Raw genomic sequence first — 17,535 nt, 5'->3', positions numbered from 1 at the left:
AGCAGCCTGACAGCCCGGCAAAATGTAAAATAGTTGTTGTTTTGTGCTGTTTGCCCATATCTTCCGTGACCTGAATGCAACATTTTTGTCAGAACGCCTCACGGATGATATCAATGACGTTCTCCAGCACCGGATCGCGCAGACTCAGTTTATTGTAATGCAGCGAGAACTCGACCTGTTCACTATTCACCGGCGCGTAGGGAAGGCGCTCAAGCGGCCAGCAGCGGCTAAATAAGTCGTAGAAGCGGGTGGGCATCAGTCCCAGCAGATCGCTGCTGGCGATCAGCGAGGCAATGGTAAAAATATTGTAGCTGCTAAAACTGATTTGCTGATCGGGAAATGTCTCCTGCAGTCGCTGGCGCAGCAGGGAAAGATGTTGTCCCTCCAGCATCAGAAAGGTGTGATCCGCGCTGTTCAGTCTCTCTTCAGTAATGGCGTTCGCCAGACACGGGTGATGCTGGCGGCAGACAATCTCAAGCGTATCGCTAAACAGGACGTGATGCTGGATGCTCCGGTTGTTATAGCTATGGGTATTGATAATGAGATCGGTCTGAAACTGACTAAGCTGGCTTTCGGCATCGTCTACCGGAATGTTGCGCAGCAAAAGCTGAGGATAACGCGGCCTGATGGCCTGGTAAATAATCGGCATCACTAGCGCGCCGACCGAAGGCGTCGTGCCAATTGTAATGGTGCGTTGCTTATCATAGCTGCCCGTAAGATCCAGGGCGCCAAGAATAGATTCCAGCCCCTGGCTGATGTATTCGTGCAGATGCGTAGCATACGTCGTGGGCGTTACGCCCTGGCCTTTGCGAATAAACAGCGGATCGGGAAATATAGTCCGTAATTTTTGAATGGACTGGCTGATGGCTGACGGCGTCAGGTTAAGGATTTTCGCTGCATTGACGATCCCTTTATGGACATATACGGCCTCGAAAATCGTCAACAGATTGAGGTCAATATTTCTCAGTGTTCTGAAAATTTGCGGTTTGTCTTGTAGGTGTTGATCGGCCGGTTGTCTTTCTGCCTGATTATTATCACTCACGCTCTGGCTCCGAATTCATTCGTATTATGAATAATAGATGAAATAGTATATTTTGCATTTATGAGTTGGTTTTAAAATTACTCTTATGAATGTATTTTTAGTCATTTCAATAAGATAAGTAACAGCAAGGCCGGGATTTTGTTCACGGAAAATTCCTCATCATGAGGACTGAAGAGGCCATGCCGCCTGGCGGCTACAGCAGGGATATAACGAAAATATAGAAAGCGGGGGGAGAAGTAAAGCATTCAAATCATATATGATTAATGACCCATAAATTTCTTGGGCCATTATATTTTACGCATTAAGCAGCAATATATTCATACGGTGGATTATTTAGCAGAGCTAAAATATTCGCCAGCAAGCGGGGCGCAATATTATCCGTGGTAGCGTCTTCCTTCCACTGCGTTATTTTAGCCATTTCCATGCCGGCATAACCACACGGGTTGATACGCAGGAAAGGAGAAAGATCCATGTTAACGTTTAGCGCTAAACCGTGGAATGAGCAGCCGCGACGGATACGTAAACCCAGCGAGCAGATTTTCTTTTCACCCACATAGACGCCCGGCGCATCGGCGCGCGGATGCGCCTCAATACCAATTTCAGCCAGCGTATTCACCACGGTCTGTTCAAGTAGGGTGACTAAATCACGCACGCCCAGTTTACGTCGTTTCAGGTTAAGTAAAACGTACATTACCTGTTGGCCCGGACCATGATAGGTCACCTGTCCTCCACGATCGCTCTGCACAACGGGAATATCGCCAGGCATCAATATATGTTCCGCTTTACCGGCCTGGCCCTGGGTAAACACCGGGTAATGCTCAACCAACCAGATTTCATCATGGCTGTTTTCATCGCGCATATCGGTAAAGTTATGCATGGCCTGAGAGATAGCTTCATAGGGCTGAAGGCCGAGCTGGCGGACAAGGATTTTATCCTGATACAAAACGGCATCTCCGTAGAGAATGAAAAAAGAGAGGAAAGTATATCACAGCGGGGGAGGCGGGGAGTTACCCGGATAAGACCGGGTAACCGTCTGGATGTATTACAATACCATTCGCACGATATCAATATTGCCCAGTTCTTCGTACAGCGTTTCAACCTGTTCAATATGGGTGGCATTAATGGTGATAGAGACCGAGTGGTAGTTGCCTTTGCTGCTCGGTTTTACCGTCGGAGAGTAATCACCAGGCGCATGGCGCTGTACCACTTCAACCACCTGATCAACCAGCTCAGGTAACGCCTGCCCCATTACTTTGTAAGTAAATGGCGTAGGGAATTCAAGCAGTTCGTTAAGTTTGGTTTTCATGTCAGCTCCGGCATTACGTAAAAAAAATAACAACTCCCGCCACAGGGCGGGAGTTTTACTGATGCATAGTATATGGGGACGAAAATCACACTTTCAAGCGTTCAATTTTTATCCAAACCAGTGATGGAACATTAATTTAATGTAATCAATGATTTTACCGAAGAAGTTCCCTTCCGGGATCTCTTGCAGTACGACCAGCGGACGCTGCTCGATGGTTTTACCGTCCAGCTGGAAGTTGATGGTGCCGACTACCTGGTTTTTCTGCAGCGGCGCGTGCAGTTCTGCGGTATTCAGTACATAGCTCGCTTTCAAATCTTTCATGCGACCGCGAGGGATCGTCAGGTAAACGTCTTTATCGACGCCCAGCGAGGCGCGATCGGTATTACCAAACCAGGCGGGTTCAGAGGCGAACTCTTTACCAGCCTTCAGCGGATTAACGGTTTCAAAGAAACGGAAGCCCCACGTCAGCAGTTTTTTGCTTTCTGTTTCACGGCCTTTATAGGTTCGTCCGCCCATTACGGCGGAAATCAACCGCATCTGGCCTTCGGTTGCGGAAGCGACCAGATTATAGCCCGCTTTGCTGGTATGGCCGGTTTTGATGCCGTCCACATTCAGGCTGTTATCCCACAGCAGACCGTTACGGTTTAACTGGCGAATGCCGTTAAAGGTGAACTCTTTTTCTTTATAAACGGCATATTCGTTAGGCACATCGCGAATTAACGCCTGACCAATCAGCGCCATATCGCGAGCTGAACTGTATTGTCCGTCGGCGTCCAGGCCGTGTACGGTCTGGAAGTGGGTATTTTTCAGCCCTAACGCGTTCACATAGCTGTTCATCAGCCCGACGAAAGCATCCTGGCTACCGGCGGCGAAATCAGCCATCGCCACACAGGCGTCATTACCGGATTGCAGATTGATGCCGCGTATCAACTGAGAGACGGGTACCTGCATTCCCGGTTTGAGGAACATCAGCGAGGAACCTTTAAATACTGGATTGCCGGTGGCCCAGGCGTCATTACCGACGGTAACCAGGTCGGTTTCTTTAAATTTACCCGCTTTCATTGCCTGTCCGATGACGTAACTGGTCATCATCTTCGTCAGACTAGCCGGGTCGCGACGTTCGTCGGCGTTTTGTTCCGCCAGAACTTTGCCGGAGTTGTAGTCGATCAGGATGTAGGATTCCGCATCGATCTGCGGAACGCCCGGGATCATAGTTTTGATATTCAGGTCATCGGCATGTGCGGTTGAGATAAACGCGGCACAAAGCGCCGTGGTGAGCGCCATGCGCTGCATAAAACGAGCGGAAAAAGTGGTCTTCATGGTCTGAACTACGACGTCCGTGATGAAATTAAAAAAAGAGCCCTACTATAGCAAAAGCATAACTGGCAGGCATCTGACTTTCCGCGTGACTTTGTTAATGTCATTTACAGAAATTGACAGTACAGATACCTGCGATCGGTTACTGCGCGCTGGCGATAAAGGACTGTAATTGTGCTTCTGTTTGCAAACGTTGCTGTAACGCGCTGGCTTCGGCTTTACTGGCAAAAGGCCCCAGTTGAATACGCCAGACCGCGCCGTTTTGTATTACGCGCCCTGGTACGCTGAACTGCTGGCTTAAACGCTGTTGGTACTGCTGCGCACGCGTTTGATCGCTGACGGCGCCGACCTGGACGACGAAACGACCGCTCGCCGCGGCGGCAGGCGCGCTCACCGGGGCAGATACCGGGGCCGCGGCAGCAGGCGCGCTTACCGGCGTCGCAGTCGCTGGAGCCGTCACCGGCGCGGAAACCGGCGCTGTCTGTGGTGTCGGCGTCGGTTCATTACTCTCCAGCACGCCAGGCGCCAGCGTAGTCGGCGCGCCGAGGAAGCCGCTACTGCTCACCGGCGCACCGGTGGTATCGTCACTTTTCAACGTGGAATTACTGACCGGAAGAACGTCGCCTTGCGGTTGCGCAGGCGCTGAAGAGGCGCTTCCCATTCCGCCGCTTAAATCAGGGCGCGGGGGCAGAGCGTAGGTCTGTTTCGCCACCGTCGTACAGGCCATCCCCGGGCCGGAGAGCGAACCATCCGGCGCCACGATAATGGGGTCAATCCGTACTTTAGTATTATTCGAGGTATTCAGACGATCCGCCGCTGCGCGGGACAGGGAGATGACCCGATCGGTGCCATAGGGGCCGCGATCGTTAATACGCACGACGATCATGCGACCGTTGGCCAGATTGGTGATTCGCGCATAGCTGGGGATAGGCAGTGTCGGATGGGCGGCGGTAAGCTGCATCGGATCGAACATCTCCCCGGAGGCGGTTAAATTACTGCCGGGTTCCGCATCATAAATAGCGGCCAGGCCAGCCTGGCTAAAGCGGGACGGGTCCTGAACGATTTTATAACTTTTACCGTCACGCTGATAATCCTGGTTTGCGGTCGGATTCAGAGGTTCATAACGCGGTTCCGCTCCGCTGATTTCCACAGTCGGACCATTACATACCGCAGGTTGCGGCGCGACGGTGGTTTGCTGCTGACCGCCGTCATTAGTACATGCCGCGAGTAGTACTATCCCTGCCGCGACGCAGATTACAGGCAACTGCTTACGCATTGCGCACCCCTTATACGCTTTTCGACAACATTTTTCTGTGGGTGTGGATCGACATCACAATCCCGAACCCGGCCATCAGCACAATCAGTGCGGAGCCCCCGTAGCTGACCAGGGGTAAAGGTACTCCAACCACAGGCAGAATACCGCTCACCATACCAATATTTACGAAGACATAAACGAATAATATTAACATTAATCCGCCAGCCATCACGCGACCAAATGTAGTTTGCGCTCTGGCGGCAATCCACAGACCGCGCATTATTAGCAAAATATAGAGCGCGAGCAGAATCAGGATGCCCACCAGACCGAGCTCTTCCGCCAGTACCGCGAAAATAAAGTCGGTATGGCGTTCGGGTAAAAACTCCAGCTGCGACTGGGTGCCGTGGAGCCAGCCTTTACCGCGCAGGCCGCCTGAGCCAATGGCGATTTTAGACTGAATAATATGATAGCCCGCGCCCAGCGGATCGGTCTCCGGATCAAGGAGCATCATGACGCGCTGGCGTTGGTAATCGTGCATCAGGAAAAACCACAAAATAGGAATAAATGCAGCGATCAATACAATGGCGACCCCAATTAAGCGCCAGCTCAGGCCAGACAAAAATAGGACAAAGAGACCGGAAAGGGCGACCAGAATAGACGTCCCCAGGTCCGGCTGGGCGGCGACCAGCAGGGTAGGCATAAAGATTAATACCAGGGCGATGGCGGTATTTTTCAGCGAGGGCGGGCAGACGTCACGGTTAATAAAGCGGGCGACCATCAGCGGCACGGCGATTTTGGCTATTTCCGAAGGCTGAAAGCGAACGATTCCCAGATCGAGCCAGCGCTGCGCGCCTTTGGATATTGCGCCGAAGGCATCAACGGCGACCAGCAAAATGATACAAATGATATAAAGATAGGGCGCCCAGCCTTCATACACGCGCGGCGGGATCTGCGCCATCACCACCATGACCACCAGCCCCATCGCAATCTGACCGATTTTACGCTCCATCATGCCGATGTCCTGGCCGCTGGCGCTCCAGATGACCAACGCGCTGTAAACCAGTAACGCCAGCAGAATGAGTAGCATCGTGGGATCGATATGAATTTTATCCCAGAAGGTTTTTTTGTTCGGATTATCCGTCATGATTATTGGTCCTCCGCCGCTGCAACCACCGGGTTTTCCGCAGGCAAATGGGTGTTGTTGTCGCCCAGCATGATGTGATCAAGGATTTGGCGCATGATTGTGCCTACTGCCGGGCCTGCACCGCCGTTTTCAAGGATGATCGCGACGGCGACCTGGGGATTGTTATACGGCGCAAAGGCGGTCATCAATTTATGGTCGCGCAGGCGCTCGGCGATTTTATGCGCATTGTACGTTTCGTTGGCCTTCAGGCCAAAGACCTGCGCGGTGCCCGACTTCGCCGCGATTTTATAGGGCGCGCTGGCAAAATATTTATGCGCCGTGCCGTTAGGGCGGTTGGCGACGCCATACATGCCATCTTTCGCTATTTCCCAGTAGCCGGAGTGAATATCGCCCACCGGCGGCTCATGCGGCTGTACCCACGGCACCTGTTTACCGTTTTCCGCGGTGCTCATTAACAGGTGCGGGACTTTAACTACACCGTCGTTAATAAGGATCATCAGCGCCTTACTCATCTGAATCGGCGTTGCCGTCCAGTAGCCCTGGCCGATGCCCACCGGAATCGTATCGCCCTGATACCACGGTTTTTTAAAGCGTTTCTGTTTCCACTCGCGGGTCGGCATATTACCAGAGCGCTCTTCTGCGAGATCAATTCCGGTATAGTGACCATAGCCGAACTTACCCATCCATTCTGACAGGCGATCGATTCCCATGTCATAGGCAACCTGATAGAAGAAGGTATCCGCCGACTCTTCAAGGGATTTGGTGATATTCAGATGCCCGTGGCCCCATTTTTTCCAGTCGCGATAACGTTTCTCAGACCCCGGCAACTGCCACCAGCCAGGGTCGAAAAGACTGGTGTTACGGGTGATGACGCCAGCGCTTAACGCCGATACGGCGACGTAAGGCTTAACGGTAGAAGCGGGTGGGTAGACACCCTGAGTCGCGCGGTTCACTAATGGCGTGTTCGGGTCGTTAAGCAGCCCGGAGTAATCTTTGCTGGAGATGCCGTCCACGAAAAGGTTAGGGTCGTAACTTGGCATGGAGACCAGCGATAGCACGCCGCCGGTACGCGGATCGGTGACAATCACCGCCGCGCGACTGCCTGCCAGCAGCGTTTCAATATACTGCTGGAGCTTGAGATCCAGCGTCAGGTAGATATCGTGTCCGGCCTGCGGCGGCACCTCTTTAAGCTGGCGAATAACGCGGCCGCGGTTGTTGACTTCAACCTCTTCATAACCGGTTTGCCCATGCAGAATATCTTCATAGTAGCGCTCAATGCCCAGCTTGCCGATGTCATGGGTGGCGGCGTAGTTCGCCAGTTTGTTTTCTCTGTCAAGACGCTCGACGTCTTTATCATTGATTTTCGATACGTAGCCGATAACGTGGGTCAGCGCCGATCCGTATGGATAATAGCGGCGTTTATAGCCTTTGACTTCGACGCCCGGAAAACGGTACTGGTTGACAGCAAAGCGCGCGACCTGAACTTCCGTCAGGTTTGTTTTCACCGGAATAGAAGTAAAGCGATGGGATCGGGCGCGCTCTTTTTTAAAGGCGGCGATATCGTCGTCGTTTAAATCGACCACACTGCGTAGCGCATCCAGCGTTTGCTGAACGTTATCCACCTTTTCCGGCATCATTTCAATCTGATAGATAGTGCGGTTCAGCGCAAGGGGAATGCCGTTACGGTCGTAGATTATCCCGCGGCTTGGCGCAATTGGCACCAGCTTGATACGGTTTTCGTTCGAGCGGGTCTGGTAATCGGTAAAACGAAGGATTTGCAGATTATACAAATTGGCGATCAGTACGCCGGTCAGCAGCAAAATACCCAAAAAGGCGACCAGCGCCCGACGCACAAACAGTGCGGACTCAGCCGTATAGTCACGAAAAGAATTTTGTCGTTTCATCCGCTGCTTAATCTTCTCAAGACTTCACGATCACTCACGGTGATAAGGGTGGTTGGTTGTGATGCTCCACGCCCGGTACAAACTCTCCGCAACCAGAACCCGAACCAGCGGGTGAGGGAGCGTTAACGCCGAGAGCGACCAGCTCTGTTCCGCTGCCGCTTTGCAGGCGGGAGATAATCCTTCCGGGCCGCCAATCAGCAAACTGACGTCGCGCCCGTCCTGTTTCCAGCGCTCCAGCTCGTTGGCTAACTGCGGCGTATCCCACGGCTTGCCTGGAATATCCAGGGTAACAATGCGATTCTTACCGGCGGCGGCCAGCATCTGCTCGCCCTCTTTGTCGAGAATGCGTTTGATATCCGCGTTCTTGCCGCGTTTGCCCGCAGGGATTTCGATCAGCTCAAAGGGCATATCTTTCGGAAAACGACGCAGATATTCCGTAAATCCCGTTTGAACCCAGTCGGGCATCTTCGTGCCGACAGCGACAAGTTGCAGCTTCACGCATTAACTCCAGAGTTTTTCCAGTTCATACAGGCGGCGACTTTCTTCCTGCATGACATGCACAATCACATCGCCCAGATCGACGACAATCCAGTCAGCCGCATTTTCGCCTTCGACGCCCAACGGCAGCATACCGGCCGCGCGCGACGACTGCACCACGTGGTCGGCAATAGACATAACGTGACGGCTGGAGGTGCCGGTACAAATAATCATACAGTCGGTGATACTGGATTTACCCTGAACATCTAAGGCGATGATGTCCTGACCTTTCAGGTCATCAATTTTGTCGATAACAAAATCCTGGAGTGCTTTACCCTGCAAGTTTTCCCCCTGGGTGAATAATTGCGTTATAACGATAGAAAAAAGGCCAACAGGCTGGACCGGTAAGGCGTTGCGAGTTAACGCTAACCTTCCGGCGGGACGCCGTGTAGTATACCTGAATCAGCGGCGATACCGGGACTTATGTCGCCGGATCGGCGTTTAAAACCAGATTATCATCCCATCCCACGTCACAGAAAGCATCGCCATTTTTGTAAAACAATTTCTGCAAAGCTCTGCAAGGTGAAAAAAGCCTGGCTGCGGAGAATAACAGCCTGTCGGGGGCTGTCAATGGGCGAAACCGCTGCGGCGAGAAAAAACGGAAAATTCATCACTCAGGCCGCCAGACGGCACGACTATTTAATACTTTCAGGGTGGCGAACCCTTCGCATATGTCGATTGCGCTCCAGCATCCCTGTTCTACCCGGAAATGCCATAGCGAGGCGGCGGGCATTGCGAGCAGACGGGCAATCAACAGGCTGAGTACGCCCTGATGGCTGACGATCAGCAGGTTCTGGCAATCGCTAAACGCGTCGAGTCGCGAGATAAAGCGCTCTACGCGCCGGGTAAAAGCCTGAAAACCCTCGCCATTGGTCGGAACCGCATTCTGCCAGTCCGTACACCAGGCGGCATAGCTTTCGGCATCTTCATGGGTGAGGTCGCGGTGATGGCGCATTTCCCAGTCGCCGAAGTACATCTCATTAAGCTCAGGTAAGATGTGTTGCGGCACATCCCGGCCCTCCAGTACGAGCCGGGCGGTATGGCGCGCGCGCTCCAGCTCGCTGCATAACACCCGGTCAAATGGCGCGTGGCGCAATAAAGTATGTAGCGTTTTCGCCTGACCAATCCCTTTTTCCGTTAACGGCGTGGGAGCATGTCCGCTATACAACCCGGCGACATTGGCCTCGGTTTCGCCATGACGCACCAGCCACAATCGCATGGTATTCCTCATGAGGTTAAATGCGCAAAACATGATAATGCCCCTGATTGCGCAACGTTTTTTTCACTAAAATAGCGTTTTTTGGCCGGAGGCATAATGGCGTTATTCAACAGCGCGCATGGCGGTAATATTCGGGAAGCCGCGACGGTGTTGGGCATCTCGCCTGACCAGTTACTGGATTTTAGCGCAAACATTAATCCGCTGGGTATGCCTGTCAGCGTGAAACGCGCGCTTATCGACAATCTGGACTGCATTGAGCGCTACCCGGACGCCGATTATTTTCATTTGCACCAGGCGCTGGCGCGTCATCATCAGGTGCCGGCATCGTGGATACTGGCGGGAAATGGCGAGACGGAGTCAATCTTTACCGTGGCGAGCGGTCTTAAACCGCGTCGTGCAATGATTGTCACGCCAGGTTTCGCGGAGTATGGCCGGGCGCTGGCGCAAAGTGGCTGTGAAATTCGTCGCTGGTCTCTACGCGAAGCGGATGGCTGGCAGCTTACCGATGCCATTCTTGAGGCGTTGACGCCCGATCTGGACTGCCTGTTTCTGTGTACGCCCAATAATCCTACCGGCCTGCTGCCGGAGCGGCAGTTATTACAGGCCATTGCCGATCGCTGCAAATCGCTGAACATTAACCTGATCCTGGATGAAGCGTTTATCGATTTTATTCCGCATGAGACGGGCTTTATTCCTGCTCTTAAAGATAATCCGCATATCTGGGTGCTGCGTTCGCTGACCAAATTTTATGCCATTCCCGGCCTGCGGTTGGGATATCTCGTCAATAGCGATGACGCGGCGGTAGCGCGGATGCGTCGCCAACAAATGCCGTGGTCGGTTAACGCGCTGGCGGCGCTGGCCGGTGAGGTAGCGTTACAGGATAGCGCCTGGCAACAGGCGACCTGGCATTGGTTACGGGAGGAGGGCGCCCGGTTTTATCAGGCGCTTTGTCAGCTCCCCCTGCTGACGATTTATCCCGGGCGGGCAAACTATCTGTTGTTACGCTGTGAGCGAGAGGATATTGACCTGCAGCGACGGTTGCTGATGCAGCGGATTTTAATCCGTAGCTGCGCTAACTACCCGGGGCTGGACAGCCGCTATTATCGTGTGGCGATACGCAGCGCTGCGCAAAACGAGCGTCTGCTGTCGGCGCTGCGCAATGTGCTTACCGGTATAACCCCTGCTGATTGATGTAGTTCAGCACGTTTTCCGGCAACAGATCGTCGCAGGACTCGCCTTTTTCCAGCCGTTCGCGGATGAGGGTTGCGGAGATATTAAGCCATGGCGTTTCTGCCAGGTAAATTTTACCGGCTGGCAACTGGTGCAGATCGTCCGGCGTATGGGTCAGATGCTGTTCCAGCCACTGCTGGTGTTGCGCCTGCGTCATTTCAAGGGGGTAGCCCGGACGACGACAAACGATCAGGTGAGTGTTATCAAGGATGGTGTCGTAATCATGCCAGGTGGGGAAGTTAAGCAGAGAGTCCTGGCCGATAATAAACGCCAGCGGCGCTTCGGGACCCTGTTCTTCGCGCCATGCTTTCAACGTTTGCGCAGTGTAAGAGGGCGCGTTTCGCTGTAGCTCGCGTTCATCCAGCGTAAAAAGCGGCTTATCGGCGATAGCCAGCTCCAGCATATATTTACGCTGCGCGCTGGAGGCTTCCGGCTGGGGGCGATGCGGCGGCACATTGTTAGGCATAATAATCACCCGCGATAAGCCGATCAGATTCGCCAGCGTTTCAACAGGTTTAAGATGTCCATAATGCACCGGATCAAAGGTGCCGCCGAATAAAGCCTGTAACGATTTCATATCACCCATCAATAAATACGTCTGCCAGCGCCTTATGGCAGAGCAGGAGCGACAGCCCTTCAAGGTCTGCCCATACCGACTGACCATAATCCTGTTTGAGCGTAATTTCTGTACGCGTCAGTAACTGCACGGCCTGGCGAAGCTGTGCAGGATGGAGACGCTGCAACGCGTCGCCGATCATGGGGCGACGGTTTTGCCAGACCCGGTGTTTATCAAACAGCGCGCGTAACGGCGTATGCGCGGACTGACGTTTGAGATTTACCAGTAGCAGCAGCTCTCGCTGGAGGGTGCGCAGCAGAATAACCGGTTCGCTGCCTTCAAGGCGTAGCTGTTGCAGGATATGCAGCGCGCGTTTGCTTTTCCCCATCAGTAACGCATCCACCCAGTGGAAAGGGGTAAAGTGGGCGGCGTCATTGACGGCCTGCTCCACGCGAGGAAGCGTTAACTTACCGTCAGGCCAAAGCAGCGACAGCCGTTCCAGCGCCTGCGCCAGCGCCAACAGATTGCCCTCATAGCAATAGCACAGCAGTTGGTTCGCGGCGTCATCCAGTTGCAAATTCTGTGCTTTCGCTCTGGCGGCCACCCAGCGGGGAAGCTGCGCCTGCTCCGGCGTCTGACAACTGACCTGAACGCTACGGTCTGCCAACGCGGTATACCAGGCGGCGTTTTCCTGCGCTTTGGTGAGCTTGTTTCCGCGTACTATTAATAACAGGTCGTCATGCAGCAGCTCGCTCAGGGTGGCGAGTTGCTCGTTCATTGCCGCGTTAGGCCCGTTTTCCGGCAGTTGCAGCACCAGCGTTTGACGGCTGGCGAACAGGCTCATCGCCTGGCAGAGTGAGAAAAGCGATCCCCAGTCGGTACTGGGATCGAGAGTAAAAGCGTGGTGCTCTTCGAAGCCTTGCGACGCAGCCGCCAGACGAATAGCGTCCTGACTTTCCTGCAGCAGCAGCGGATCGTTGCCCAATAGCAGATATGCCGCACGCAGCCCTTCATTGAGCTGCGCGCGGAGTTGTTCAGGATACAACCTGATCATTAGTTACTCAGCGTAGTGGAGACGCGTGCTGGCGTAGAGGCGGGCGCCGCCGTCTCATTGTCGGCGGTAGCCTCCTCTTTCGTCGCCTGAATATCCGCCGCGCGGACGCTGGTCAGCTTACGAATCAGCTGTTCAGCGGCTTTGTCGTACATCTCCTGAACGATCATGGCCTGCTCGTTATCCTTCGCCAACGCCATCTGCGGGTTATCGAAGAACGAACGGTACACTTTCGTGCTGATAGGATAGATGTCATGGCCCGGAATCAATACCGAGGCATTGACGGTCATTACCATCTGATATTCCGCCGTCTGGCCGTCCTGGAACACTGACGCCGTATCCTGCGAAATAGTCACCGTTCCAAGCCGCAGAGACGGAACGTCTTTGCGCGTTGTGTCTTTATCAAGCAGGTTTACGTTATTCAGCCGTAACTGATTACGTACCGCACGACTTAGCGGACCGTTCGGATCGCCGGAATCGAGGATCATCGTTTTCATTGAAGCCGGAACCTGCGTAGTGCTACGCAGATGCCAGCCGCATCCGGCGGTGACCAGCACCGCCAGAGATAACAACAGTGTTACCAGATATCGCACGCTTCCTCCCGCGCTTAGCCAACAACCAGATTGAGGAGTTTACCCGGAACGTAAATCACTTTACGCACGGTAACGCCATCAAGATATTTTGCCACCAGATGTTCCTGGCCTGCACGTTCACGCACCTGTTCTTCGGTGGCATCCACCGCAACGGTGATCTTACCGCGAACTTTACCGTTAACCTGCACGACAACCAGCGTGGTGTTTTCCACCATTGCCTGCTCGTCGGCTACCGGCCACGGCGCGTTGTCGATATCGCCTTCGCCACCCAGCTCCTGCCACAAGGTAAAGCAGACGTGCGGCGTGAACGGGTTAAGCATACGCACGACGGCCTGCAGCGCTTCCTGAAGCAGTGCGCGGTCTTGTTCGCCTTCCTGCGGGGCTTTCGCCAGTTTGTTCATCAACTCCATGATCGCCGCAATGGCGGTGTTGAACGTCTGACGGCGGCCGATATCATCGGTCACTTTGGCAATGGTTTTATGCACATCGCGACGCAGCGCTTTTTGATCTTCGCTCAGCGCATCGACGTTCAGCGCCGCGACAGGACCTTTAGCGGTGTGTTCGTAAACCAGCTTCCAGACGCGTTTAATAAAGCGGTTTGCGCCTTCTACGCCGGACTCCTGCCATTCCAGAGTCATATCCGCCGGAGAAGCGAACATCATAAACAGGCGTACCGTGTCCGCGCCATAACGTTCAACCATTACCTGCGGGTCGATACCGTTATTTTTCGACTTGGACATTTTACTCATGCCAGTGTAGACCAGCTCATGACCCGCTGCGTCTTTTGCTTTGACAATGCGGCCTTTTTCATCGCGCTCGACGATAGCGTCAACTGGCGAAACCCAGTTACGTTCGCCGTTCTCGCCGACATAATAGAACGCATCCGCCAGTACCATGCCCTGGCACAGCAACTGTTTAGCCGGCTCGTCAGAGGTGACCATGCCCGCATCGCGCATCAGCTTATGGAAGAAGCGGAAGTAGAGCAGGTGCATGATGGCATGTTCAATACCGCCGATGTAGATGTCGACCGGCAGCCAGTAGTTTGCCGCTTTCGAATCCAGCATTCCTTCCTGATACTGCGGGCAGGTGTAACGCGCGTAGTACCATGACGATTCCATAAAGGTGTCGAAGGTGTCGGTTTCACGCAGCGCCGGCATACCGTTAACGGTGGTTTTCGCCCACTCAGGATCGGCTTTAATCGGGCTGGTGATGCCGTCCATGACGACATCTTCCGGCAGAATAACCGGCAGTTGATCTTCCGGCGTCGGCAGCACGGTGCCGTCTTCCAGGGTGACCATCGGGATCGGCGCGCCCCAGTAACGCTGACGGGAAACGCCCCAGTCACGCAGACGATAGTTCACTTTACGTTCGCCGACGCCTTTTTCCGCCAGTTTATCGGCAATGGCGTTAAACGCCGCTTCAAAGGCCAGACCGTCGAACTCGCCGGAGTTAAACAGCACGCCTTTTTCGGTCAGCGCCTGTTCGGAAAGATCCGGCTCGGAACCGTCGGCGGCCAGAATCACCGGCTTGATGGTCAAACCGTATTTGGAGGCAAATTCGTAGTCGCGCTGATCGTGACCAGGAACGGCCATCACCGCGCCAGTGCCGTACTCCATCAGCACAAAGTTTGCCGCCCAGACCGGGATCTCTTCGCCAGTTAACGGATGAATCGCTTTATAGCCGGTGTCGACGCCTTTTTTCTCCATGGTCGCCATTTCGGCTTCGGCCACTTTGGTGTTACGGCATTCGTCGATGAACGCCGCCAGCTCGGCGTTGTTCGCCGCCGCTTTTTGCGCCAGCGGATGACCGGCGGCCACTGCCAGGTAGGTGGCGCCCATAAAGGTATCCGGACGGGTGGTATAGACGGTCAGGGTGTTATCGTAACCCTTCACATCGAAGGTGATTTCCACACCTTCAGAGCGGCCAATCCAGTTGCGCTGCATCGTTTTTACGGTATCAGGCCAGTGGTCCAGCTTATCCAGATCGCGCAACAGCTCGTCTGCGTAAGCGGTGATTTTGATAAACCACTGTGGGATCTCTTTACGCTCAACTTTGGTGTCGCAACGCCAGCAGCAGCCGTCGATCACCTGTTCGTTGGCGAGAACGGTCTGATCGTTCGGGCACCAGTTAACGGCAGAAGTCTTCTTGTACACCAGGCCTTTTTTATACAGCTCGGTGAAGAACTTCTGTTCCCAACGGTAGTATTCCGGGGTGCAGGTCGCGATTTCACGGCTCCAGTCATAGCCAAAACCCAGCGTTTTGAGCTGGTTTTTCATATACGCGATGTTGTCGTACGTCCACGGTGCCGGCGCGGTGTTGTTCTTCACCGCCGCGCCTTCCGCCGGCAGGCCGAAGGCGTCCCAGCCGATTGGCTGCAGCACGTTTTTGCCCAGCATACGCTGGTAGCGGGCAACCACGTCGCCGATGGTGTAGTTACGTACGTGGCCCATGTGTAGTCGGCCAGAAGGATAGGGAAGCATCGACAGGCAGTAATACTTCTCTTTGCTCTCGTCTTCGGTCACTTCAAATGTGCGCTTCTCATCCCAGTGAAGCTGTACTTTGGATTCTATCTCTTCCGGGCGGTATTGCTCTTGCATGGCAGCCAGTAGTCCTGTTTTCGATACAGCTACAAATGTAGCTTTAGAGGTGGTGTTTAGATCCGCATAGCATAGCCCAAACACGCACGTCAAAACAGGGGGTAGAACATTTGTCGCGCCAGGCGTCCATGAGCAGGTGACGCAAAATGCGACACGACTGAGGCAAATTACCGCAGTTCCTGTCATCGCCAGATCATCTCATGAAAATAAAGTCATATAAATCATGTTGTTAAAAAGTGGCACGTCTTTTGATTAGGGAAGACAGGACTAAAGCAAAGGAGTTAATCGTGAAAAAAAATGCAGTGGTGATTCACCCTCAGGATTGCGTCGCGACGGCTATTACGGCGCTCAAGGCCGGCGAAACCGCCACAATGTTCATTGGCGAACGCGAGATAAGCGTTGTGTTACATCAGGATGTGCCATTTGGTCACAAATTCGCCATCTGCGATGTGCCTTTTCATGGCGAAGTTTATAAATATGGCGAATCCATTGGCCGCGCCACTCAGGAAATAAAAAGTGGCGACTATGTGCACGTCCACAATGTGGAAAGTGAACGCGGACGTGGTGACTGGAAATAATATAAAACAAGGGAAAATGATTATGAGCAATGAGACTTTTTTGGGGTTCCGCCGCCCTGACGGCCGTTTTGGCATCCGTAATTATGTACTGATTTTACCTACCAGCGTTTGTGCGAATAAAGTTGCCCAGGATATTGCCCGGCAGGTAAAAGGCGCGACATGGGTGAATAACGATTTTGGCTGCTGCCAGGTGGCAGGCGATGCGCGTCTGACGGAAAAGACATTGATTAATGTGGCGAATAATCCCAACGTCGGCGCTATTGTGGTTGTGGGCTTAGGCTGTGAAGGCGCGGAGCCGCTGCGCATCGCAGAAGAGATTACCGCATTTGGCAAACCGACCTCCTGCATCACCATTCAGGAAGAGGGCGGCACGCTTAAATGTCAGGCCAGAGGGATTTCGCTGGCCCGCGACTATGCGCAACAACTCTCCATGCAAAAACCGCAGCAAGCACCGGTTAGCGAGCTGCTGCTGGCGATGGAGTGCGGCGGGTCAGATACGACATCGGGGCTGGCGTCTAACCCTTCCTGCGGGGTCGCCTCGGATAAGCTGATACGCTGCGGCGGAAGCTCAATTCTTTCTGAAACGACGGAATTTATTGGCGCCGAGCATGTGATGGCGAAACGCGCGGTGACGCCGGAGGTTGGTCAACAGCTTATTGATTTAGTGGTCGGCTGCGAGGCGCGAGCAAAAGCGCTGGGCGAGGATATTCGCGGGGGACAGCCGACGCCGGGCAATATTAAAGGCGGGTTGACTACCATTGAAGAAAAATCGTTAGGCTGTATGCATAAAGCAGGTCATGCGCCGTTACAGGGCGTCCTGGAATATGCCGATAGTCCAACGCATCCGGGCCTGTGGATTATGGATACCCCGGGGCAGGATATTGAATCTATTTCCGGCATGGTGGCGGGTGGAGCGCAGATCGTTATTTTTACTACGGGTCGCGGAACGCCTGCCGGTAACCCAATAGCGCCGGTAATAAAAATTACGGGTAATAAAGCAACGTGGGAAATGATGCAGGACAATATTGATATTGATGTGTCCGCCATTATGTCTGGCGAGGCTTCTATTACGCAAATGGGCGAGGAAATTTATCAGGAAATTTTACGCGTCGCGAATGGGAAAACGACTAAATCAGAAGATTTAGGTCATAACGAATTCTCTATTTATAAGATCGCGCCGACGTTCTGATACCAAATCGGGCAGCA

The 17,535-nt window shown here is 53.6% G+C and carries 17 protein-coding genes; 3 read left to right on the top strand and 14 right to left on the bottom strand.

Features of this window, described 5'->3' with window-relative positions:
• Nucleotides 1–88: 88 nt before the first annotated feature.
• From J4613_RS11280 to J4613_RS11235, 10 genes are all read right to left on the bottom strand, one after another.
• Nucleotides 89–1,042 carry a YbeF family transcriptional regulator gene (locus J4613_RS11280; RefSeq protein WP_001282817.1) on the bottom strand — a complete coding sequence of 318 codons (954 nt, stop codon included), beginning with the start codon at nucleotides 1,040–1,042 and terminating at the stop codon, nucleotides 89–91.
• Between the two features lie 301 nt (nucleotides 1,043–1,343).
• Nucleotides 1,344–1,985 (bottom strand): lipoyl(octanoyl) transferase LipB, encoded by a 642-nt coding sequence (lipB, locus tag J4613_RS11275; protein ID WP_000284009.1) that lies wholly within the window; start codon nucleotides 1,983–1,985, stop codon nucleotides 1,344–1,346.
• Nucleotides 1,986–2,084: 99 nt separating this feature from the next.
• Entirely contained in the window at nucleotides 2,085–2,348 is a 264-nt protein-coding gene (gene ybeD / locus J4613_RS11270) for a DUF493 family protein YbeD (RefSeq protein ID WP_000850547.1), read from the bottom strand.
• A gap of 108 nt (nucleotides 2,349–2,456) precedes the next feature.
• A complete protein-coding gene (dacA, locus tag J4613_RS11265; protein ID WP_000858711.1) occupies nucleotides 2,457–3,668 on the bottom strand; it encodes a D-alanyl-D-alanine carboxypeptidase DacA in 1,212 nt (403 codons plus the stop codon).
• A 139-nt stretch (nucleotides 3,669–3,807) separates the two neighbouring features.
• A complete protein-coding gene (rlpA, locus tag J4613_RS11260) occupies nucleotides 3,808–4,941 on the bottom strand; it encodes an endolytic peptidoglycan transglycosylase RlpA (RefSeq protein WP_001231306.1) in 1,134 nt (377 codons plus the stop codon).
• A 10-nt stretch (nucleotides 4,942–4,951) separates the two neighbouring features.
• On the bottom strand, nucleotides 4,952–6,064 hold the full coding sequence (mrdB, locus tag J4613_RS11255; protein ID WP_000131713.1) for a peptidoglycan glycosyltransferase MrdB: 1,113 nt from the start codon (nucleotides 6,062–6,064) through the stop codon (nucleotides 4,952–4,954).
• Nucleotides 6,065–6,066: 2 nt separating this feature from the next.
• A complete protein-coding gene (gene mrdA / locus J4613_RS11250; protein ID WP_000828700.1) occupies nucleotides 6,067–7,968 on the bottom strand; it encodes a peptidoglycan DD-transpeptidase MrdA in 1,902 nt (633 codons plus the stop codon).
• A gap of 30 nt (nucleotides 7,969–7,998) precedes the next feature.
• Entirely contained in the window at nucleotides 7,999–8,466 is a 468-nt protein-coding gene (gene rlmH / locus J4613_RS11245) for a 23S rRNA (pseudouridine(1915)-N(3))-methyltransferase RlmH (RefSeq protein ID WP_000776107.1), read from the bottom strand.
• A gap of 3 nt (nucleotides 8,467–8,469) precedes the next feature.
• A complete protein-coding gene (gene rsfS / locus J4613_RS11240; protein WP_001161670.1) occupies nucleotides 8,470–8,787 on the bottom strand; it encodes a ribosome silencing factor in 318 nt (105 codons plus the stop codon).
• 328 nt (nucleotides 8,788–9,115) lie between these two features.
• Nucleotides 9,116–9,724 (bottom strand): adenosylcobalamin/alpha-ribazole phosphatase, encoded by a 609-nt coding sequence (locus J4613_RS11235; protein WP_001241922.1) that lies wholly within the window; start codon nucleotides 9,722–9,724, stop codon nucleotides 9,116–9,118.
• Between the two features lie 96 nt (nucleotides 9,725–9,820).
• On the opposite strand from J4613_RS11235, the gene cobD reads away from it, so the two are divergent.
• Nucleotides 9,821–10,915, top strand: coding sequence for a threonine-phosphate decarboxylase CobD (gene cobD / locus J4613_RS11230; protein ID WP_079834986.1), 1,095 nt, complete (start codon nucleotides 9,821–9,823; stop codon nucleotides 10,913–10,915).
• On the opposite strand, the gene nadD is transcribed toward cobD, so the two are convergent.
• From nadD to leuS, 4 genes are read right to left on the bottom strand one after another with little or no spacing between them, the layout of a single operon-like run.
• Entirely contained in the window at nucleotides 10,890–11,531 is a 642-nt protein-coding gene (nadD, locus tag J4613_RS11225) for a nicotinate-nucleotide adenylyltransferase (protein WP_001518902.1), read from the bottom strand. The two genes, cobD and nadD, sit on opposite strands and share 26 nt — an antisense overlap.
• A gap of 1 nt (nucleotide 11,532) precedes the next feature.
• Nucleotides 11,533–12,564, bottom strand: coding sequence for a DNA polymerase III subunit delta (gene holA, locus J4613_RS11220; protein WP_000620491.1), 1,032 nt, complete (start codon nucleotides 12,562–12,564; stop codon nucleotides 11,533–11,535).
• A complete protein-coding gene (gene lptE, locus J4613_RS11215) occupies nucleotides 12,564–13,154 on the bottom strand; it encodes an LPS assembly lipoprotein LptE (RefSeq protein WP_001269950.1) in 591 nt (196 codons plus the stop codon). Before lptE ends, holA begins: the two co-directional genes overlap by 1 nt.
• 14 nt (nucleotides 13,155–13,168) lie before the next feature.
• Entirely contained in the window at nucleotides 13,169–15,751 is a 2,583-nt protein-coding gene (gene leuS / locus J4613_RS11210) for a leucine--tRNA ligase (protein ID WP_001157916.1), read from the bottom strand.
• 236 nt (nucleotides 15,752–15,987) lie between these two features.
• Between leuS and J4613_RS11205 the strand changes: the two genes are divergently transcribed.
• Together J4613_RS11205 and J4613_RS11200 are read left to right on the top strand one after the other, a co-directional pair.
• Nucleotides 15,988–16,329 (top strand): UxaA family hydrolase, encoded by a 342-nt coding sequence (locus J4613_RS11205; RefSeq protein ID WP_001574029.1) that lies wholly within the window; start codon nucleotides 15,988–15,990, stop codon nucleotides 16,327–16,329.
• A gap of 16 nt (nucleotides 16,330–16,345) precedes the next feature.
• Nucleotides 16,346–17,518, top strand: a complete 1,173-nt coding sequence (locus tag J4613_RS11200) for a UxaA family hydrolase (protein ID WP_001670689.1) — start codon at nucleotides 16,346–16,348, stop codon at nucleotides 17,516–17,518.
• The last annotated feature ends 17 nt before the right edge of the window (nucleotides 17,519–17,535 follow it).

The organism is Salmonella sp. 32020114201800008SM, from assembly GCF_017572025.1.
Taxonomy (GTDB): Bacteria; Pseudomonadota; Gammaproteobacteria; order Enterobacterales; family Enterobacteriaceae; genus Salmonella; species Salmonella enterica.
Note: the sequence above shows the minus strand (reverse complement) of the source record. Positions and strands in the feature narration are given on the sequence as shown.